Genomic DNA, 15,017 nt, shown 5'->3' with positions numbered 1-15,017 from the left:
GGAAGTACTCGCCGCTGGCCGGAATTCTTTCGTTTAATGGTGGGAGGACTCACCAAGCGGTAGCCAAGGGAGGAAATCATGACGCAGTGGGACAACCCCGATGGCCCCGGAATACTGACTATTGACCAGCTGCTTGCTGAAAGCCGCACCAGCCTGGAGAGGGTCAACCCCTCGGACCTTGATCGGGTCATGGAAGACGGCGCCCTGGTCGTTGACACGCGGCCCGTGGAGCAGCGGGACCGCGACGGCGCGCTTCCGGGAGCTGTGGTCATTGACCGAAACGTGCTCGAATGGCGGCTCGATCCCTCGAGCCCCCACCGCATTCCGGGCGCGGGCGATGCGACCCGACGGATCCTGATCGTTTGCAACGAGGGCTACAGTTCCAGCCTTGCCGCGCACACCCTGCAACGCTTGGGGCTGCCTCATGCGACGGACCTCATCGGCGGTTTCCAGGCCTGGGCGGAACTGAAACGCACGGAATCGGAGCAGCCGGACTAGACCCCGGACAGGCTGCGTCAAGTCCTGGCCGAGCCGCGATGCTTCAGGGCCAACGCGTAGTCAATTGAAGGTAAAGAGGCTCCTCGATCATCTCGTTGATCGTAAAATCCGCGCGTGGGGTGATATGCGGTCCTCTCATGAGCGAAGGGCGCGGGAGTCCGTCCCGGCTACGGACCACCTGAAACCTTACCGCCACGTCGGCATAGATCGCTGTGACTCAGTTGTTATGCCCTCGTGTGAATTTGTCACAAACAACTTATGGTGTGAGAAAAACTGAGATCGTTCTGTCAAGTGAAGTGCTGGTTAATCTTTTGTCACCGTTTGCCTCTTCCCTTGTCGAGCACCCTTACCGCTGATACTGTTTCGCTGGCAGGACGCATGGGGGTTGCAACTCTTGGGTTGCTTGAATGATTTATGGCAGTACGGGCATTTAGGTTACTCAACTCATCGCGAGGAATAAAATGAAAAAGACCATCGCAACACTCATGCTTTCGGGGGTTGTTGTTTTCGCTGGCGTTACGCCGGCTGTGGCCAGCACCTATCCCGCGCCGGGCAATGAGCAAGGGACCGTTTCTGACGGCACGATTGACCGCGGTGAATCCATCACCTTTTCCGGCACTGGATACTTCCCGGGCGAGATCGTTAACATCACCTTTGAGAAGAAGGGCGGCCCAAAGGGAACCGCTCCAGCGAACTTCAGCGTGGTGGCCGACAGTAAGGGCACCATCTCAACCAGCATCACCTTTGAAAACGCCGGCAACTATCTCATCGCGGCCACCGGCGCCACCTCGGGCAACGTCCGCTCTGCACGCGTCAGTGTCAACAACGGCAACCACGGGCGCGGAAACAACGGCAACGGCAAGGGTGGTTCCAATCTCGTCTCTGTCTCCAGCGTTACTGACGCCGGTACGACTGCAGCACCGGCGAACACGGCAGCCGAGCCCGGCCTGGTCGCTTGGGGATTGGTGGGCGCCGGCGTGCTGGCTGCAGGCGCCGCATCGGTGGTGGTCGCCCGCAGGCGTGCCAGCATCCCCGCGCCCAAGTAAAGATCAATGAATAAAGCAGGGTGGGTGTCTCCCCGGAGGAGGCGCCCACCCTGCTTTCGGTCCGAATTCTTTCCCTCTTGCCTGGGTATTACTTGCTGGCTACCGCTTTGTAATGTGATATGGCATTGACTTGACAAAACGTTTGTTATTTTGAGTCATTATTTGGTGTGCGCTTCTAATTCACCACCTGCGCCCAACGCGTTATCTGAGTAAATCGACGAGAGCCTCGGTGTGTGTTAGTTGCGGATGATGACCTGCCCCGGGAACCGGGGTCAGCTCAACGTTCGGAAGTTTCTTGAGATACTCAACGAAGCCAGGAGCGATGGGATCGTCGCTTCCGGCGATGATCCGGACCGGGCCTCTGAATCGCCCAAGCGCTTCCTGGAGTTCTGCACGCCATCGCTTCGATCGGGTATGCGCGAGGTGCTCAGCCACCCTCTTGGCGCTGCTTCGCTTGAGGTCATTGAGACTGGACTGGAGGGCAGCCGCGCTCGTTTCCGATCCGGTCAACTGGCGGGCCAGGCGTGCCGCGCTGGTGTGTCGCAGGTAGGCACCCACGAGTGGCCGCAGTCCGGACGAGGGGCCCGCGGGAGCTTGGAGGAAGAACGGTGAGATCAGGGTGAGGGATTTGACCTGGGCCGGGAACCGGTCCGCCGCGATTACTGCCGCAGCCGCACCGATGGAATGTCCGATGAGGTCAACAGGTTCCCCACCCAGTACATCGGGCAGCCATTGTTCCCAGTCCGTAACACCGGTTCCACCGCTGAGGCCGAGCCCGGGCAGGTCGACGACACGCGCGCCGATGCCCACTGCTACTCCTGCCCAGGTGTCGGCGTTGACCGGCAACCCCGGGAGAATCAGCCTCCTTGAGCCGGCAGCACCGAGCTCGAATGCCCTCAAACCGCCCGCGTCGATGAATCGACGGCCCTCAGTGGTGGCGGCAGCAAAACGGTGCGCTGCCAGGTAGTCCGCCCATCGTTCGAGGGACAGCAGAACGTCAGGCATGCGAATCCGGTGTTTTCCGGCGAACTCGACGGCGGGCTCCGTCGGGTAGCGGTCGGTGGACATGAAGGTGAGTGTCTCAGGATCCGCCTTGGTGATTTTCTGCGGCAGCCGCTTGATGACGCCGACCGGCAATCTGAGCCGCGGGACCTTGGTGCCGAGGTGACGGCCCACGTGCGAGAGCATGTCAGCCAACGGTGGGGTGGCGTCGTCGAGAACCCAATAGGCCTTGTCCGCAGCAGCCGGATCGGCCGCTGCTGCCGCCATGAAGGCCGCCAGGTAGTCCACGGTGATGACCGGAAGGAAGGTGGACCCGTCTCCTGGCAGTGCAGCTACGTCGCCGTCCCATACCTGCCCGATGGTGGTGGCCAGCCCGATGAGCTGGTCGGATTCCCCAGTCACGCTGTGGCCAATGACGCTGGACGGATTAACGATGGTCCAAGGGATTCCGCGCTCCAGAGCCTGGGCTTGGAAGATGGCGTCGGATTCTACTTTTGACGCTTCATAGGCGCCCAGTTCCTTGTAGGCCGCGGCCCGGTAATCGTCCGACCATGGAACAGTGGCCGGGTCCTGTCCGCCGACGCGGTAGCCCGAAACATGGACAATGCGGGCAAGCCTGGGGAGTTCGGCCGCGAAGTCCATCAGTTTCTCGACTATGCCCACGTTGGCGCAGCGTGCCTCCTCGGCGGTCATTCCGAATCGATAGGACCCGGCGCAGTTGTGGATCTCCGTGATGAACGGGAACGCCGCTGCACCACCGGCGACGATCTCCGGGGCATCGAAGTCGACGATCGTAGTGCTGATGCTCCCCGTGAATCCATGCGTCGTCAGCCATTGCTCCAGACGCACTCCGGACCCTGGGGTCCGGACTGCAGCAGTGATGTCCGCCCCAGACTCGGAAAGGGCCAGGATCAGGTGCCTGCCGACCAGTCCCGAAGCGCCGAAGACCAAGGCATGGCGGGATTCTTCGCGGTGCGTCATCGCTTCCCTCCGATGGTCCGGCACCGCTGGTTGATGAGCTCCGCTACGACGTCGGCGGCCGAAATCAGGGGTTGGGTGCTCTGCATGGCGCGGGAGACGATAACGGCTCCCTCGATGATCGACACGATGACGGTTGCCAGAGACCGGGCCTCTTCGGCCTCAATGCCGCTGCCCTCGAGGAGCGCAGCTGTTGGGGCGATCCATGTTTCGAAGGCACTGGCACAAGCCTGTCGCAGTCGCTCGCTCTCGGCGCCCATCTCCAGGGTGACAACGGACACCGGGCAACCCAGCGTGAAGTTGCTCTCTCCGACGAGGGTGGCCAAGGCGTCAATCACCGCGCGGGCGGCCCCAGCCGCACTGCCTGCCGAAGCTGCCGCCTTTGTAATCAGCTCCTCAAACTGCTTTGCGGCGAGTTCCACCGCGGCAACACCCAGGCCTTCCTTCCCGTCGGGGAAGTGGAAGTAGATCGAGCCCTTTGGCGCCGAGGCGTGCTCGATCACGGCATTCAAGCCCGTGCCGCTGTAACCGCTGCTCTGGATGAGCTGGAGCATGGACTCTGCCAGCCGCTCCTTTGTCTGGTGCCCTTTGGAAGTCATGACTAAATAATAGACTGGTCTACATATTATTGCGAAGACGCCACAAATAACCCATGACACCCACGGAAAAGTCAATAAATGAAGGCCATTTGGAGGGCATTTTGGCCAAGCAACTTAGGGCAGCCTAAACTAAGGTCTGGCCGAACGGCCCCTATCGATCAACCTGCTCCATCCGCAGGTACCTCTCATCCAGGTGGTTTTATGCGCGTCTCCCTGCCTGCCCACGTCTCTTTTGGACTGGCAGCACTCCTCACGTTGACCGGCTGCGGCTTCAGTGGTTCCGACGCCGGTTCCGCCAAAGAGCCGCAGGTTGCGGACAGGCAGCAACGCATCGTGGTGGACAATTTCCGGGCGCCCGTGGCCAACTGGGCCCTCGAGAGCGATGCCGCCTACATACTCTCGCTCTCTGGCTGCCTGGAAACCCTGACCCGGTACGACCAAACCGAAGGCAAGATCGTCCCGTCCCTCGCAACGGAGTGGAAGCAATCGTCCCCGCTGCAGTGGGACTTCACCATCCGCGAGGACGTGTCGTTCCAGGACGGCAGCCCCCTGACTGCGGGAGCCGTCGTCGGGTCCCTGGAGCACGTCCTGAAAGCCGCCGTTCCCGCAAGGGCGTTCAACCCGAAGGTCATCAGCGGCGTCTCTGCCGTGGACGAGCACACGGTTCGCATCACTACCCCTACCGAGAGTCCGCTGGTCCCCTACCGCCTGGCCAGCGTCAACACGGGCGTACTGTCCCCCGCGGCTTTCAAGGGCGCAACGACTGACCCCTTCGGCCACTGCACCGGACCCTTCACTCCGGTTTCCGAAAAGGCCAAGCAGTCCCTCACCCTGGACCGGAACGAGCACTACTGGGGCGGCGAAGTCCAGCTGGCCGGTGCCGAGGTCCGGTTCGTGACCGACGGCGCCACCCGCGCCACGCAGGTACAGACGGGCGAGGCGGATATCTCCTTGTCCATCCCGGTTTCGGGCCTTGCCGCCCTCGAAGCCGACAGCAACGTCAAGGTCCTCAAGGCGGACTCGCCCCGTACCGCGACGCTGTACATGAACAACGGCAAAGCACCGTTCGATAACGTCGCATTCCGTCAGGCGGTCACCAAGGCACTGGACCTCCAAGCCCTTGCCGCGAGCGTCTACGAGGGTGCTGCCATCCCTGCCAACGGACCCTTCGCACCATCCGAGCCATGGGCGGGGGAAAACCCTGGCGCTCCTGCCCAGGACTTGGACGCTGCCAAGAAGCTTCTCTCCGAAGCCGGCTACACCGCGGACCGCCCACTGGAAATCATCGCCATCGTCGAACGGGCAGAGTTCGCCGACGTTGCAACCGTCATCCAGGACAACCTCAAGGCCGCGGGAATTCCGGTGAGCATCAAGACCAAGGAATATGCCGCCGTCGAACCTGACCTGCTGTCCGGCAATTACGACATGGTGCTCAGCCAGCGCAACCGCCTGATTGACATCGCCGATCCCATCGGATTCCTGACCGCTGACTACACCTGCGACGGCACGTACAACCTCAGCCACTTCTGCGATAAGGAATACGATGCCATCATCGCCGAGGCATCCAAGACAGCCAATGCAGACGATCGCTACGCCCTCTACGCCAAGGCCGGCAAAATTCTCAGGGACCAGGCCGTCAACGTGTGGCTTGTGAACGAACAGGCAATCGACGCCGTCCGGACCAACCTCATGGGCCACGCCCAGGACCCATTGGCGCGCTATGTGCTGAAGGCACAGACGGCGAAGCCCGCTTCCTGAGCGATGAAATTCGACCTGCAGACCCATGATCGGGCCAAGCATTGAGGCGTTTCCTCGCTCGACGGGCAGCGGCGCTGGTAGCCGCTGTCCTTCTTGCATCCTTCGCCGTGTTCCTCATCCCCTACGTCACTCCCGGAGATCCTGTCCGGAAGATCATCCGGTCACGGGTGGCCGGGGACATCATCGACGACTCAGCCGTACAGGCGCTCTCTGCCGAGCTGGGTCTGGGTGACCCCTTGTGGACCCAGTACTGGCGATGGCTGGGACGCATCGCAGGTGGAGATATGGGCTTGTCATATACGAGCCGCACGCCGGTCGTGGACCAGGTCATGCCCGCACTTGGCATAACAGTCTCCATTGTTGTCCTGACCCTGGTGGTTGCGGCTGCAACAGCGCTGCTGCTGGGCGTTACAGCAGCGTTGAACGAAGGCCGTGCTTTGGACCGGACCATCAGCGCCATCACACAGGCTTTCATTGCAATCCCCGAGTACTGGCTGGCGCCACTGTTGGTCCTGGTCTTCTCTCTTCACTTGGCGCTCCTCCCCTCGGCTGGCTGGAGCGGCCCGTCATCGGCCGTGCTCCCTGTGGCTGTCCTGGCACTGAGGCCCACCAGCTTCTTCACCTCCGCCGTGCGTGAGGGTGTTCTCCAGTCGCTGGGTTCAGACCATGTGGCCGCCGCCAGAAGCCGCGGCATGTCCCGCGCGGCAACCGTAGCCCGTCACGTGATACCCAACGGACTTCTTCCCCTGACCACCACCGTGGCCATTTGGTTCGCCGGATTGCTGGGTGGCTCAGTGATCATCGAAGTCATGTTCTCCATTCCCGGCATGGGCCGTTTGATGTTCGACGGCGTCATCAACAGCGACGTTCCCGTGGCCCAGGGAGCAGTGGTGGTTGTGGTGGCGCTTGCCGTGCTCCTGACCACCACAGCCGATCTGGTGCACACGTTCCTCAACCCCCGAATGAGGTCAACCGTTGCGTAGGCTCCCCGCCCATCTTTGGATCGCCTGTTCAGTCCTGGCGGTCGTCGTCCTCGGCGTTGCTTTGTCGTTCTGGCTTGCGCCGTACCCGCCGGCGGAGCAGAACCTTGCTGCCCGGCTCGCGCCGCCCAGCGCGGCCCACATTCTGGGAACCGACCACCTGGGCAGGGACACGTTCAGCAGGCTGCTCGACGGCGGTCAGTTCTCCCTGACGCTGGCGGCACTGGCCACCGTACTCACGGCGCTCGTTGGCACGGCAGTGGGTGTTCTCAGCGCCAGGCGCCGGGGTTGGCTGGATGAGTTCCTCACCCGCACCAACGATGTCCTGCTGGCTATGCCTGAAATGGTGGTGGCCCTGTTCCTTGTGGCAATCCTTGGGACCGGTTACCACTCGCTGCTCCTTGCCTTGACCGTAACCGGCTGGACTCCCTTTGCCCGCCTCGCCCGCTCACTGGCCATGGATGTATCAGCCCGCGGCTTCGTGGAGGCGGCGCACGTTTTGCATTGTCCCCCGTCCTTCATCGTGATGAAGCACATCATCCCGCACCTGGCCGGACCACTCCTGGGGCAGGCCACGCTCCGTTTCGGCCACTTCCTGATCAACGTCGGTGCGCTGTCCTACCTGGGGCTTGGCGTCCAGCCTCCCCAGTCCGATTGGGGGTCCATGTTGGCAGCCGCCCAGCCATTCGCGGCACGGGCGCCCATGACCATTTTGGCGCCCGGTCTCGTTATTTTTGCCGTTGCCCTCTGCGTGACTTTGCTTGGGCAGCATCTTTCGCGAACCTCTACATTGGTTCCCGTCCGTGTCGAGGCATCGAAAGGGGTACCGGCCGATGCGTAGTGGGCTCGTGATTGAAGGTCTCAACGCTGGACTGCGGAATGCCCCGGAATCCCCCGCCATCCTGAGCGACGTGAACCTGCGGGTGGCACCTGGCGAATTCGTCGCGCTGGTGGGGGCTTCGGGCAGCGGCAAGACCATGACATCGCAGTCCATCACCGGACTGCTTCCTGGCAACGTCGCGATCACGTCCGGGTCCATTCGCCTGGGAGGCACCGAACTTAGTGACATGGGCGAAGCCGGCTTGAACCGGGTCCGGGGTGGCCGTATCGGCATGCTGCACCAGCAGCCCAAACGCATGTTCAATCCCCGCATGACCGTGGAGCGCCACATCCGCGAGCCCCTCAGGCTGCACCGCGGCCTCCGGGGCAGGGAGGCCGCCGCCGAAGTGCTCCGGCTTCTCACCGATGCCGGTTTCGACCAACCCCACAAAGCAGCCAAGGCCTATCCCCACCAGCTTTCCGGGGGCATGGCGCAGCGCGCCATGCTGGCGGTGGCCATGGCGGGACAGCCTGAATTGCTTCTGGCGGACGAGCCTACCTCGGCCCTGGACAAGGTCCTTGAACGGCAGGTCCTTGAACTTCTGGACCTCCAGAGGAAACGCCACGGCTTGGGAATCCTCTGCATTACACATGACTTGGCCACGGTGTCCGCCTTCGCCGACCGCGTTGTCCTCATGAGTGGCGGACGGATCGTTGAAGAGGGAGACACCCGGACCGTTCTGGCGTCCCCCCTCACGCACTGCAGTACATGGGAACTCCTGCAAGCTTCGGCCTTGGATCCCCGAACGGACACCCCTGCACTTCCGGCGCGTGTTGTCGCCGCCCCGAACGTAGTCGACCTGGAACGGGTCTCCAAACATTTCCCGTCCGGCTTCCGAGAACGGACTACGGCACTCAAGGATGTGACACTGTCCTTGCGCCATGGTGAAATCCTGGGAGTCTTGGGACAATCAGGTTCCGGCAAGAGCACACTGGCCCGCCTCCTTGTGGGCTTGGGAACTCCCGACATGGGAAAGCTCACCATCGCTCCCGGAGCCGGTATCCAGCTGGTGTTCCAGGAGCCCTATGACGTGTTCGACCCCCGCATGACTTTGCGCAGCAGCCTCGAAGCGCCCCTGATCAGGTCCGGCGACAGCAACGAGGAGCGCACCAATCGCATCCACCAAGTAGTCAACGAAGTGGAGCTCGAGCCCGCCATCCTGGACCGCCGTCCGGGAGAGTGCTCAGGCGGCCAACTCCAGCGGTTGACCATTGCCAGGGCTCTGCTGCTCGAGCCGGCGGTACTCGTCTGCGACGAAGCAACCTCGGCACTGGATGCCATCACGCAGCGAAAGATCCTGGATCTGCTGTTGAGACTGCACCAAAGCCGCGGACTGTCGCTGATCATGATCTCGCACGACATGAACGTCATCCGGTACATGAGCCACCGCGTGGCCGTCTTCTACAGGGGTGAAGTGGTTGAGCTCGCGGACGTGGCGGACTTCTTCGCAGAACCCAGGCACGAGCACAGCAAACAATTGGTAGCGGCTGTCCTTCCATTGAAAAATACCGCTTCACGGGATTCCGGCAAAAACGTGAGAAAAGAACTTCCTCATGGCGAGCCAGCGACGGCCTGAAACTTCCACGCTGCTGGGCGCCCGCACCTTCCTACACGGCCGCCCTGAACAACGACCTCATCCGACCGATCCAGAAGATAATCCGACAACATGCGGCGGTTACAGACATGTACGACACAAGCAACCGCCCAACTGCAGTCAGTCGAGCAGCGCTACGCCGAACTCTGCGACGACAGCCCGCAATTCCCCGAGGTAGCGCTGTGCCTGGTCTGTAAGCGGAATCGCGGCGTGGCCGATCCAGCCGATCTCGATGCGTTCGTCAACCTCGAGCGGGATGGCGACGATCTCCGGGTCGAGCTCCCCGCTGATGATGCCTGTCGAGATTGTGTAGCCGTGGAGCCCGATCATGAGGTTGAAGATCGTCGCACGGTCAGAGACCCGGATCTCCTGCTTACTGGACAAAGTGGAGAGAATCTCCTCGGCGAAGTAGAAAGAGTTGTTCGCACCTTGGTCGAAGGTTAGACGCGGCAAACCGGCGAGATCGGCGAGAGTCGCACGCTCTTTTGAGGCAAGCGGGTTCTTACGTGAAACGAAAATGTGGGGATCGGCGAGGAACAGCGGGGTGAACGCGAGCCCGGATTCCCGGAGGAGCTTGTCGATGACCTTCCGGTTGAAATCGTTCCGGTAGAGGATGCCTATCTCACTTCGGAGCGTCCGGACATCCTCGATGATGTCCCAAGTGCGGGACTCACGCAGCGAGAACTCGTATTCGGCCACCTCACTGGACTTGACCATCCGGACGAAGGCATCCACAGCGAACGAGTAGTGCTGCGTCGACACCCCAAGCAATCGTCGCGTCGGCGGCCTGCCAAGGTAGCGCTGCTCGAGGAGCGCGAACTGCTCGACCACCTGCCTCGCATAACCGAGGAACTCTGCCCCGTCAGCGGTCAGGGTGACCCCGCGGGTGGAGCGAACCAGCAGCGCACGTCCCACCCGGGCCTCAAGGTCCTTCATCGCTGCGGACATTGTCGGCTGCGCTACGTAGAGTAGATCGGCAGCCGCGGAGATCGACCCCTCGGCTGCAACTTCTATGAAATAACGGAGCTGCTGCAGGGTCAGTCCACTCGAAAGCTGTGCCATAGGAAAAGTCTATATGAATGCATAGTAACGCCTAGTTACCCGATACCCCCGGCAAGGTTGCACCATGGATACATCACCTTTTGAAAGGCCGTCTCCGGCCATCATCAACGGATTGGCAACATGGCAGACGACTTCACCTTCAGCATTACCACCACCCGCTTCGACGAGGACTACTCGCCGTCCGAAGGCTCCCGGATCACGACGAATTTCGCCAACCTGGCACGGGGCGAGCACCGCCAGGAGAACCTCCGCAACGCCTTGACCATGATTCGGCGCCGCTTCAACGATCTCGCAAGCTGGGACAACCCGGACCGGGACCGTTACACACTCGAGCTTGAGATCGTCTCCGTGCAGATAGAGTTCACTGCGGAAGGTACGGATCAGCAGTTCCCCCTGTTCGAAGTTCTCGACATCCAGATCGTCGACCAGCTGAACGGGATCCGCCACCAAGGGATTGTGGGGAACAACTTCTCCTCCTACGTCCGGGACTTCGACTTCAGCGTCGTACTGCCAGCGGCAGCAGCGGAGTCCGGTAAGCCCACCGTTCCCGAGAACTTCGGCGATCTTCACGGCAAACTGTTCCAGCAATTCCTCGATTCCCCTGCATGCCAGGAGCGCTTCCCGCAGCCGCCAGTGGTGTGCATCAGCGTCTCAACGAGCAAGACGTACCGGCGAACGGAGAACCGTCACCCGGTCCTGGGCGTCGAGTACCAGCAGGACGAGTTCTCGCTGACGGACGCATATTTCGCAAAAATGGGGATGCAGGTCCGCTACTTCATGCCACGCGGCAGCGTTGCGCCGCTCGCCTTCTATTTCCGCGGCGACCTGCTCAACGACTACTCCAACCTGCAGCTCATCGGCACGATCAGCACCATGGAGACGTTCCAGAAGATCTACCGCCCGGAGATTTACAACGCGAACTCCGCCGCCGCCGCAATCTACCAGCCGAGCCTGGGCGAGCAGGATTACTCGCGGACCCAGATCGCTTACGACCGCGTCGAGCGCAGCCAGCTCGCCGTCACTCAGGCGAAGTACACGGAGGAACACTTCATCACGCCCCACAAGGATCTGTTGGATCAGTGGACCGCCAAATACCCCGCTCTCGTCAACTGACCCACGGAGAATCGTCAATCATGAACACACTTTTGCCCACCACCGTTGTCGGAAGCCTGCCGAAACCATCGTGGCTCGCACAGCCGGAGACCCTCTGGTCCCCGTGGAAGCTGGAGGGAGATGCGCTGGTCGAGGGCAAGCAGGATGCGCTGCGCATCGCCATCCACGAGCAGAGCCGACGCGGCATCGACATCGTCAGCGACGGGGAGCAAACCCGCCAGCACTTCGTCACGACCTTCATCGAGCACCTCACCGGAGTCGACTTTGAACAGCGCAAGACCGTGCGCATCCGCGATCGCTACGATGCAAGCGTGCCGACCGTCGTCGGACCTGTGCGCCGCGAGCAGCCGGTATTCGTCGAAGACGCAAAGTTTCTCCGTAAAACCACGGACCAGCCAATCAAATGGACTCTTCCCGGTCCAATGACGATGGTGGACACGCTCTACGATGACCACTACAAGAGCCGCGAGAAGCTGGCCTGGGAGTTCGCCACGATCCTGAACGAGGAGGCGAAAGAACTGGAGGCGGCCGGCGTGGACATCATCCAGTTCGACGAGCCCGCGTTCAATGTCTTCCTCGATGAGGTCAAGGACTGGGGCGTGGCTGCGCTTGAGAGAGCGGCAGAAGGACTGCGTGTGGAAACCGCCGTGCATATCTGTTACGGCTACGGCATCAAGGCCAATAACGACTGGAAGGCAACGCTCGGCTCACAGTGGCGGCAGTACGAGGAAACGTTCCCGCTGTTGCAGAACTCCAGCATCGACATCATCTCTCTCGAGTCCCAGAACTCCCACGTCCCCATGGATCTCATCGAACTCCTCCGCGGCAAGAAAGTCATGCTCGGGGCAATCGACGTCGCAAGCGAGACCATCGAGACGCCGGAGGAAGTCGCCGACACCCTCCGCAAGGCCCTGCAGTTCGTCGATGCGGACAAGCTCATCCCCAGCTCCAACTGCGGCATGGCGCCCTTCCCCCGGGACGTCGCACTGGCCAAGCTGAGTGCTCTCAGCGCAGGGACGAACATGGTCCGCGAGGAACTGGCCCGCTCCGCCCCCAGGGTGTCATAGCGATGTTTCACGCCTACCCCACAGACACGTGGCTCGAGGCTCCGCAGCAAAGCTTCCCGTCCTCCCTCACGGCCGACGAATTCAAGGCACTGTTCCGTGGCCACCCGGGAGGTGTCGCCGTGGTCACGGCGGATGCCGGCGAAGGACCGGTGGCACTGACCGTATCGTCAGTCGTCTCAGTGAGTGCGGACCCTCCGTTGCTGATTTTTTCGGTCTCCGCACTGTCCTCTGCGTCGGAGGTGCTTTCGCGCGCCGAAACCGTCGTCGTGCATTTGCTGGACGCGCACGACGTCGACCTGGCCAAGTTTGGAGCGACCCCCGGCGTCGACCGCTTTGACCAGACGCACCGCTGGTCGGCCCTTGCAACCGGCGAGGCGGTGTATGACGATGTCCGCGCGTGGGTGCGCTGCGCCGTCGTCGATCGCATGCAGGTGGGAACCTCCACAATCGTCGCCGTTCACGCCCTGGAGTCCCGCGTGATGCGTGACGTCCAAGCGGGCGAACCCGGCGACGCCCTGGTCTACCACAACCGTTCATGGCACCGTCTGGGCGCACATTCCAAGCTTGAAGGCTAAGCGCGGCGCGCAGTCCGGGGCCGAAAGCCCAACGGCGGACGACAGCGGGAGGATGACTCCCGCCGTCGTGGTCGTTGCCGGCCACAGCAGAAGTTCGAGGCCGGGTTTACGGCGTCAATGGCCCTTGAAAGCTTCGGCAAGCCACCAAGCGCCGCCATCAGACGCGATCCGGGCGTCGATGACCAATGGAGCTTGGCGGGGGCCCGACAGCCACTCCTCCACCGGAGTGATGTCCTCCAGTCCCCGAACGGTCACGGCCGCCGCACCGTAGCCAGCCGCGATGGAGGCAATGTCTGTGGTCGGAAAACGTACAACGTCAAGGTCCGCATCGTCCGCGTCGAAGTGATGAACCTCGGCCCCGTACGCGGAATCGTTGTAGACGATCACCACCAACGGAATCTCCTCGCGGACTGCGGTCTCCAATTCCGAAATGGCCATGAGGAAGCCGCCGTCCCCGGTTCCCAGCACCGGGAGCCGGTCAGGGCGGGCAACTGCCGCCCCTATAGCCGTGGAAAGACCCAGCCCAATCGATTGAAACGCCTGGGTAAAGCAAAAGCCGAACTCATCCGGGACAGCGAGATAAGTGCTCGGGTAACCCATGAAGTTGCCCGAATCCACTGAGACAATGCGGTTTTCCGGGAGTAGTGCATCCAGTGCACGACTCAGCACCCGGGGATCGATCGTTTGACCAGTGGATAAATCCTCCGTTTCCACCGAGTTCCACCGGGCGTGTTCGGCGATCCGCTGTGCCATTTCGTACGTCCTGAGTCCTGTGGCCTTGTACCTGCTCGTGTGCAGCTCCTGGAGCACCGCTGCCGCTGTCTCAGCGCAATCACCCAGTATCCCAAGATCGATAGCCCGGTTGGCACCAAGAGCTGAGTCATCAAGGTCCACCTGAACCACTGTGGTTGATTCGCCAATCAAAGTGCCGTGCCGCATGGTCCACATGTTCAGCGCACAACCCCACCCCACAATGAGATCCGCGTCTGCGATGGTTTCCGCCGTGAAGGGGGACGAGAATCCCCCGGAAATACCCAAGTTGTAAGGATTGCCGTTGAAGAGACCATGGGCCACAGCGGAAGTCGCCACCAGCGCGCCTACGACTTCTGCGAGTGCTGCAATTTCCGGTCCGGCTTCCCGGCCGCCGCGGCCGGCGACGAAAACCGGTCGCTGTGCCTGTTGAATCAGTACGGCCAACTGTGACGCTGCTGCCTCGGTGGGCCTGACACGTTGGGGAGGATCGAGCGGAACAGGCAGGGTTGATCCTGCGACCACTTGTTCGCCCTGAATGTCCGTGGGCAGGGACAGGACCACGGTCCGTCGCTGGTTCACCGCTGTTCGGTAGGCCCGGACTGTATCCGCCACAGCGGTTTCGGCGCTGTGGATCCGTTCCGCCACGGCTCCAACGCTGACAGCGAGCGCGTCCTGGTCGATGTTGAAGTTGGAGCGGGTTGCCGATGCGGCAGTGTCTGCTGTGAGAACAATCATGGGAGTCCGGCTCTTCGCAGCCTCCCCTATGCCTGTTATGGCATTGGTCAATCCGCAGCCCTGGTGGGTCGTGGCTACCCCTACCTTGCCGGACATCCGGCCATAGGCGTCAGCCATGGTGGCAGCGCCTCCTTCGTGCCGTGCTGCGGTGTAGGGGACACCCGCTTTGCGAAGGGCATTAGTGACCACGAAGTTGCCGCTGCCCACCACTCCGAAAGCGTGTCCCACGCCAAGCCTGGCGAGTGTGGTCCCAACGAGTTCTGCCACGTTGGCTGTGTTGGATGTGGGGACTTCGTGCGCGGGTGCGGCCTTGGGGTTGCTCGTTGTCAGTGTCATGTTTCTTTTCCTTTGGGGAGGTCAGGGCCACGTCTGGAAGT

The 15,017-nt window shown here is 61.9% G+C and carries 13 protein-coding genes; 9 read left to right on the top strand and 4 right to left on the bottom strand.

Features of this window, described 5'->3' with window-relative positions:
* Window positions 1-78: 78 nt before the first annotated feature.
* On the top strand, window positions 79-498 hold the full coding sequence (locus ACFUOZ_RS01420; protein WP_377543923.1) for a rhodanese-like domain-containing protein: 420 nt from the start codon (window positions 79-81) through the stop codon (window positions 496-498).
* A gap of 461 nt (window positions 499-959) precedes the next feature.
* A complete protein-coding gene (locus ACFUOZ_RS01415; protein ID WP_377543921.1) occupies window positions 960-1,544 on the top strand; it encodes a hypothetical protein in 585 nt (194 codons plus the stop codon).
* 201 nt (window positions 1,545-1,745) lie between these two features.
* Here the strand turns inward: ACFUOZ_RS01415 and ACFUOZ_RS01410 are convergent, their stop codons facing one another.
* Window positions 1,746-3,527, bottom strand: coding sequence for an alpha/beta fold hydrolase (locus ACFUOZ_RS01410; RefSeq protein ID WP_377543919.1), 1,782 nt, complete (start codon window positions 3,525-3,527; stop codon window positions 1,746-1,748).
* Entirely contained in the window at window positions 3,524-4,123 is a 600-nt protein-coding gene (locus tag ACFUOZ_RS01405; RefSeq protein WP_377543917.1) for a TetR/AcrR family transcriptional regulator, read from the bottom strand. Before ACFUOZ_RS01405 ends, ACFUOZ_RS01410 begins: the two co-directional genes overlap by 4 nt.
* A 201-nt stretch (window positions 4,124-4,324) precedes the next feature.
* On the opposite strand from ACFUOZ_RS01405, the gene ACFUOZ_RS01400 reads away from it, so the two are divergent.
* The 4 genes from ACFUOZ_RS01400 to ACFUOZ_RS01385 are packed head-to-tail and all read left to right on the top strand — an operon-like array spanning window position 4,325 to window position 9,317.
* A complete protein-coding gene (locus ACFUOZ_RS01400) occupies window positions 4,325-5,881 on the top strand; it encodes an ABC transporter substrate-binding protein (protein WP_377543914.1) in 1,557 nt (518 codons plus the stop codon).
* A 41-nt stretch (window positions 5,882-5,922) separates the two neighbouring features.
* The gene (locus tag ACFUOZ_RS01395; protein WP_377543912.1) at window positions 5,923-6,864 is read left to right on the top strand and encodes an ABC transporter permease; all 942 of its coding nucleotides are present in this window, start codon (window positions 5,923-5,925) and stop codon (window positions 6,862-6,864) included.
* On the top strand, window positions 6,857-7,702 hold the full coding sequence (locus ACFUOZ_RS01390) for an ABC transporter permease (protein ID WP_377543910.1): 846 nt from the start codon (window positions 6,857-6,859) through the stop codon (window positions 7,700-7,702). The genes ACFUOZ_RS01395 and ACFUOZ_RS01390 overlap by 8 nt, the downstream gene beginning before the upstream one ends.
* Window positions 7,695-9,317, top strand: a complete 1,623-nt coding sequence (locus tag ACFUOZ_RS01385) for an ATP-binding cassette domain-containing protein (RefSeq protein ID WP_377543907.1) — start codon at window positions 7,695-7,697, stop codon at window positions 9,315-9,317. The genes ACFUOZ_RS01390 and ACFUOZ_RS01385 overlap by 8 nt, the downstream gene beginning before the upstream one ends.
* 138 nt (window positions 9,318-9,455) lie before the next feature.
* Here the strand turns inward: ACFUOZ_RS01385 and ACFUOZ_RS01380 are convergent, their stop codons facing one another.
* The gene (locus tag ACFUOZ_RS01380; RefSeq protein ID WP_377543905.1) at window positions 9,456-10,397 is read right to left on the bottom strand and encodes a LysR family transcriptional regulator; all 942 of its coding nucleotides are present in this window, start codon (window positions 10,395-10,397) and stop codon (window positions 9,456-9,458) included.
* A gap of 120 nt (window positions 10,398-10,517) precedes the next feature.
* Here ACFUOZ_RS01380 and ACFUOZ_RS01375 point away from each other — a divergent pair, with 120 nt between their 5' ends.
* The 3 genes from ACFUOZ_RS01375 to ACFUOZ_RS01365 are packed head-to-tail and all read left to right on the top strand — an operon-like array spanning window position 10,518 to window position 13,152.
* The gene (locus ACFUOZ_RS01375) at window positions 10,518-11,510 is read left to right on the top strand and encodes a DUF1852 domain-containing protein (RefSeq protein ID WP_377543903.1); all 993 of its coding nucleotides are present in this window, start codon (window positions 10,518-10,520) and stop codon (window positions 11,508-11,510) included.
* A 20-nt stretch (window positions 11,511-11,530) separates the two neighbouring features.
* On the top strand, window positions 11,531-12,577 hold the full coding sequence (locus ACFUOZ_RS01370) for a methionine synthase (RefSeq protein ID WP_377543901.1): 1,047 nt from the start codon (window positions 11,531-11,533) through the stop codon (window positions 12,575-12,577).
* A 2-nt stretch (window positions 12,578-12,579) separates the two neighbouring features.
* Window positions 12,580-13,152, top strand: coding sequence for a flavin reductase family protein (locus ACFUOZ_RS01365; protein ID WP_377543898.1), 573 nt, complete (start codon window positions 12,580-12,582; stop codon window positions 13,150-13,152).
* A gap of 114 nt (window positions 13,153-13,266) precedes the next feature.
* Here the strand turns inward: ACFUOZ_RS01365 and ACFUOZ_RS01360 are convergent, their stop codons facing one another.
* Complete coding sequence (locus ACFUOZ_RS01360; protein ID WP_377543896.1) at window positions 13,267-14,976, bottom strand: thiamine pyrophosphate-binding protein; 1,710 nt, start codon at window positions 14,974-14,976, stop codon at window positions 13,267-13,269.
* Window positions 14,977-15,017 lie beyond the last annotated feature (41 nt).

It is taken from the genome of Paenarthrobacter sp. NPDC057355, assembly GCF_042667405.1.
In the GTDB taxonomy this organism is placed as follows: domain Bacteria; phylum Actinomycetota; class Actinomycetes; order Actinomycetales; family Micrococcaceae; genus Arthrobacter.
Note: the sequence above shows the minus strand (reverse complement) of the source record. Positions and strands in the feature narration are given on the sequence as shown.

Bases quoted from the DNA above. Each gene is read 5' to 3' on its own strand.
- ACFUOZ_RS01420 (WP_377543923.1), top strand. From the start codon at position 79: ATGACGCAGTGGGACAACCCCGATGGCCCCGGAATACTGACTATTGAC.
- ACFUOZ_RS01415 (WP_377543921.1), top strand. From the start codon at position 960: ATGAAAAAGACCATCGCAACACTCATGCTTTCGGGGGTTGTTGTTTTC.
- ACFUOZ_RS01410 (WP_377543919.1), bottom strand. From the start codon at position 3,527: ATGACGCACCGCGAAGAATCCCGCCATGCCTTGGTCTTCGGCGCTTCG.
- ACFUOZ_RS01405 (WP_377543917.1), bottom strand. From the start codon at position 4,123: ATGACTTCCAAAGGGCACCAGACAAAGGAGCGGCTGGCAGAGTCCATG.
- ACFUOZ_RS01400 (WP_377543914.1), top strand. From the start codon at position 4,325: ATGCGCGTCTCCCTGCCTGCCCACGTCTCTTTTGGACTGGCAGCACTC.
- ACFUOZ_RS01385 (WP_377543907.1), top strand. From the start codon at position 7,695: ATGCGTAGTGGGCTCGTGATTGAAGGTCTCAACGCTGGACTGCGGAAT.
- ACFUOZ_RS01380 (WP_377543905.1), bottom strand. From the start codon at position 10,397: ATGGCACAGCTTTCGAGTGGACTGACCCTGCAGCAGCTCCGTTATTTC.
- ACFUOZ_RS01375 (WP_377543903.1), top strand. From the start codon at position 10,518: ATGGCAGACGACTTCACCTTCAGCATTACCACCACCCGCTTCGACGAG.
- ACFUOZ_RS01370 (WP_377543901.1), top strand. From the start codon at position 11,531: ATGAACACACTTTTGCCCACCACCGTTGTCGGAAGCCTGCCGAAACCA.
- ACFUOZ_RS01365 (WP_377543898.1), top strand. From the start codon at position 12,580: ATGTTTCACGCCTACCCCACAGACACGTGGCTCGAGGCTCCGCAGCAA.
- ACFUOZ_RS01360 (WP_377543896.1), bottom strand. From the start codon at position 14,976: ATGACACTGACAACGAGCAACCCCAAGGCCGCACCCGCGCACGAAGTC.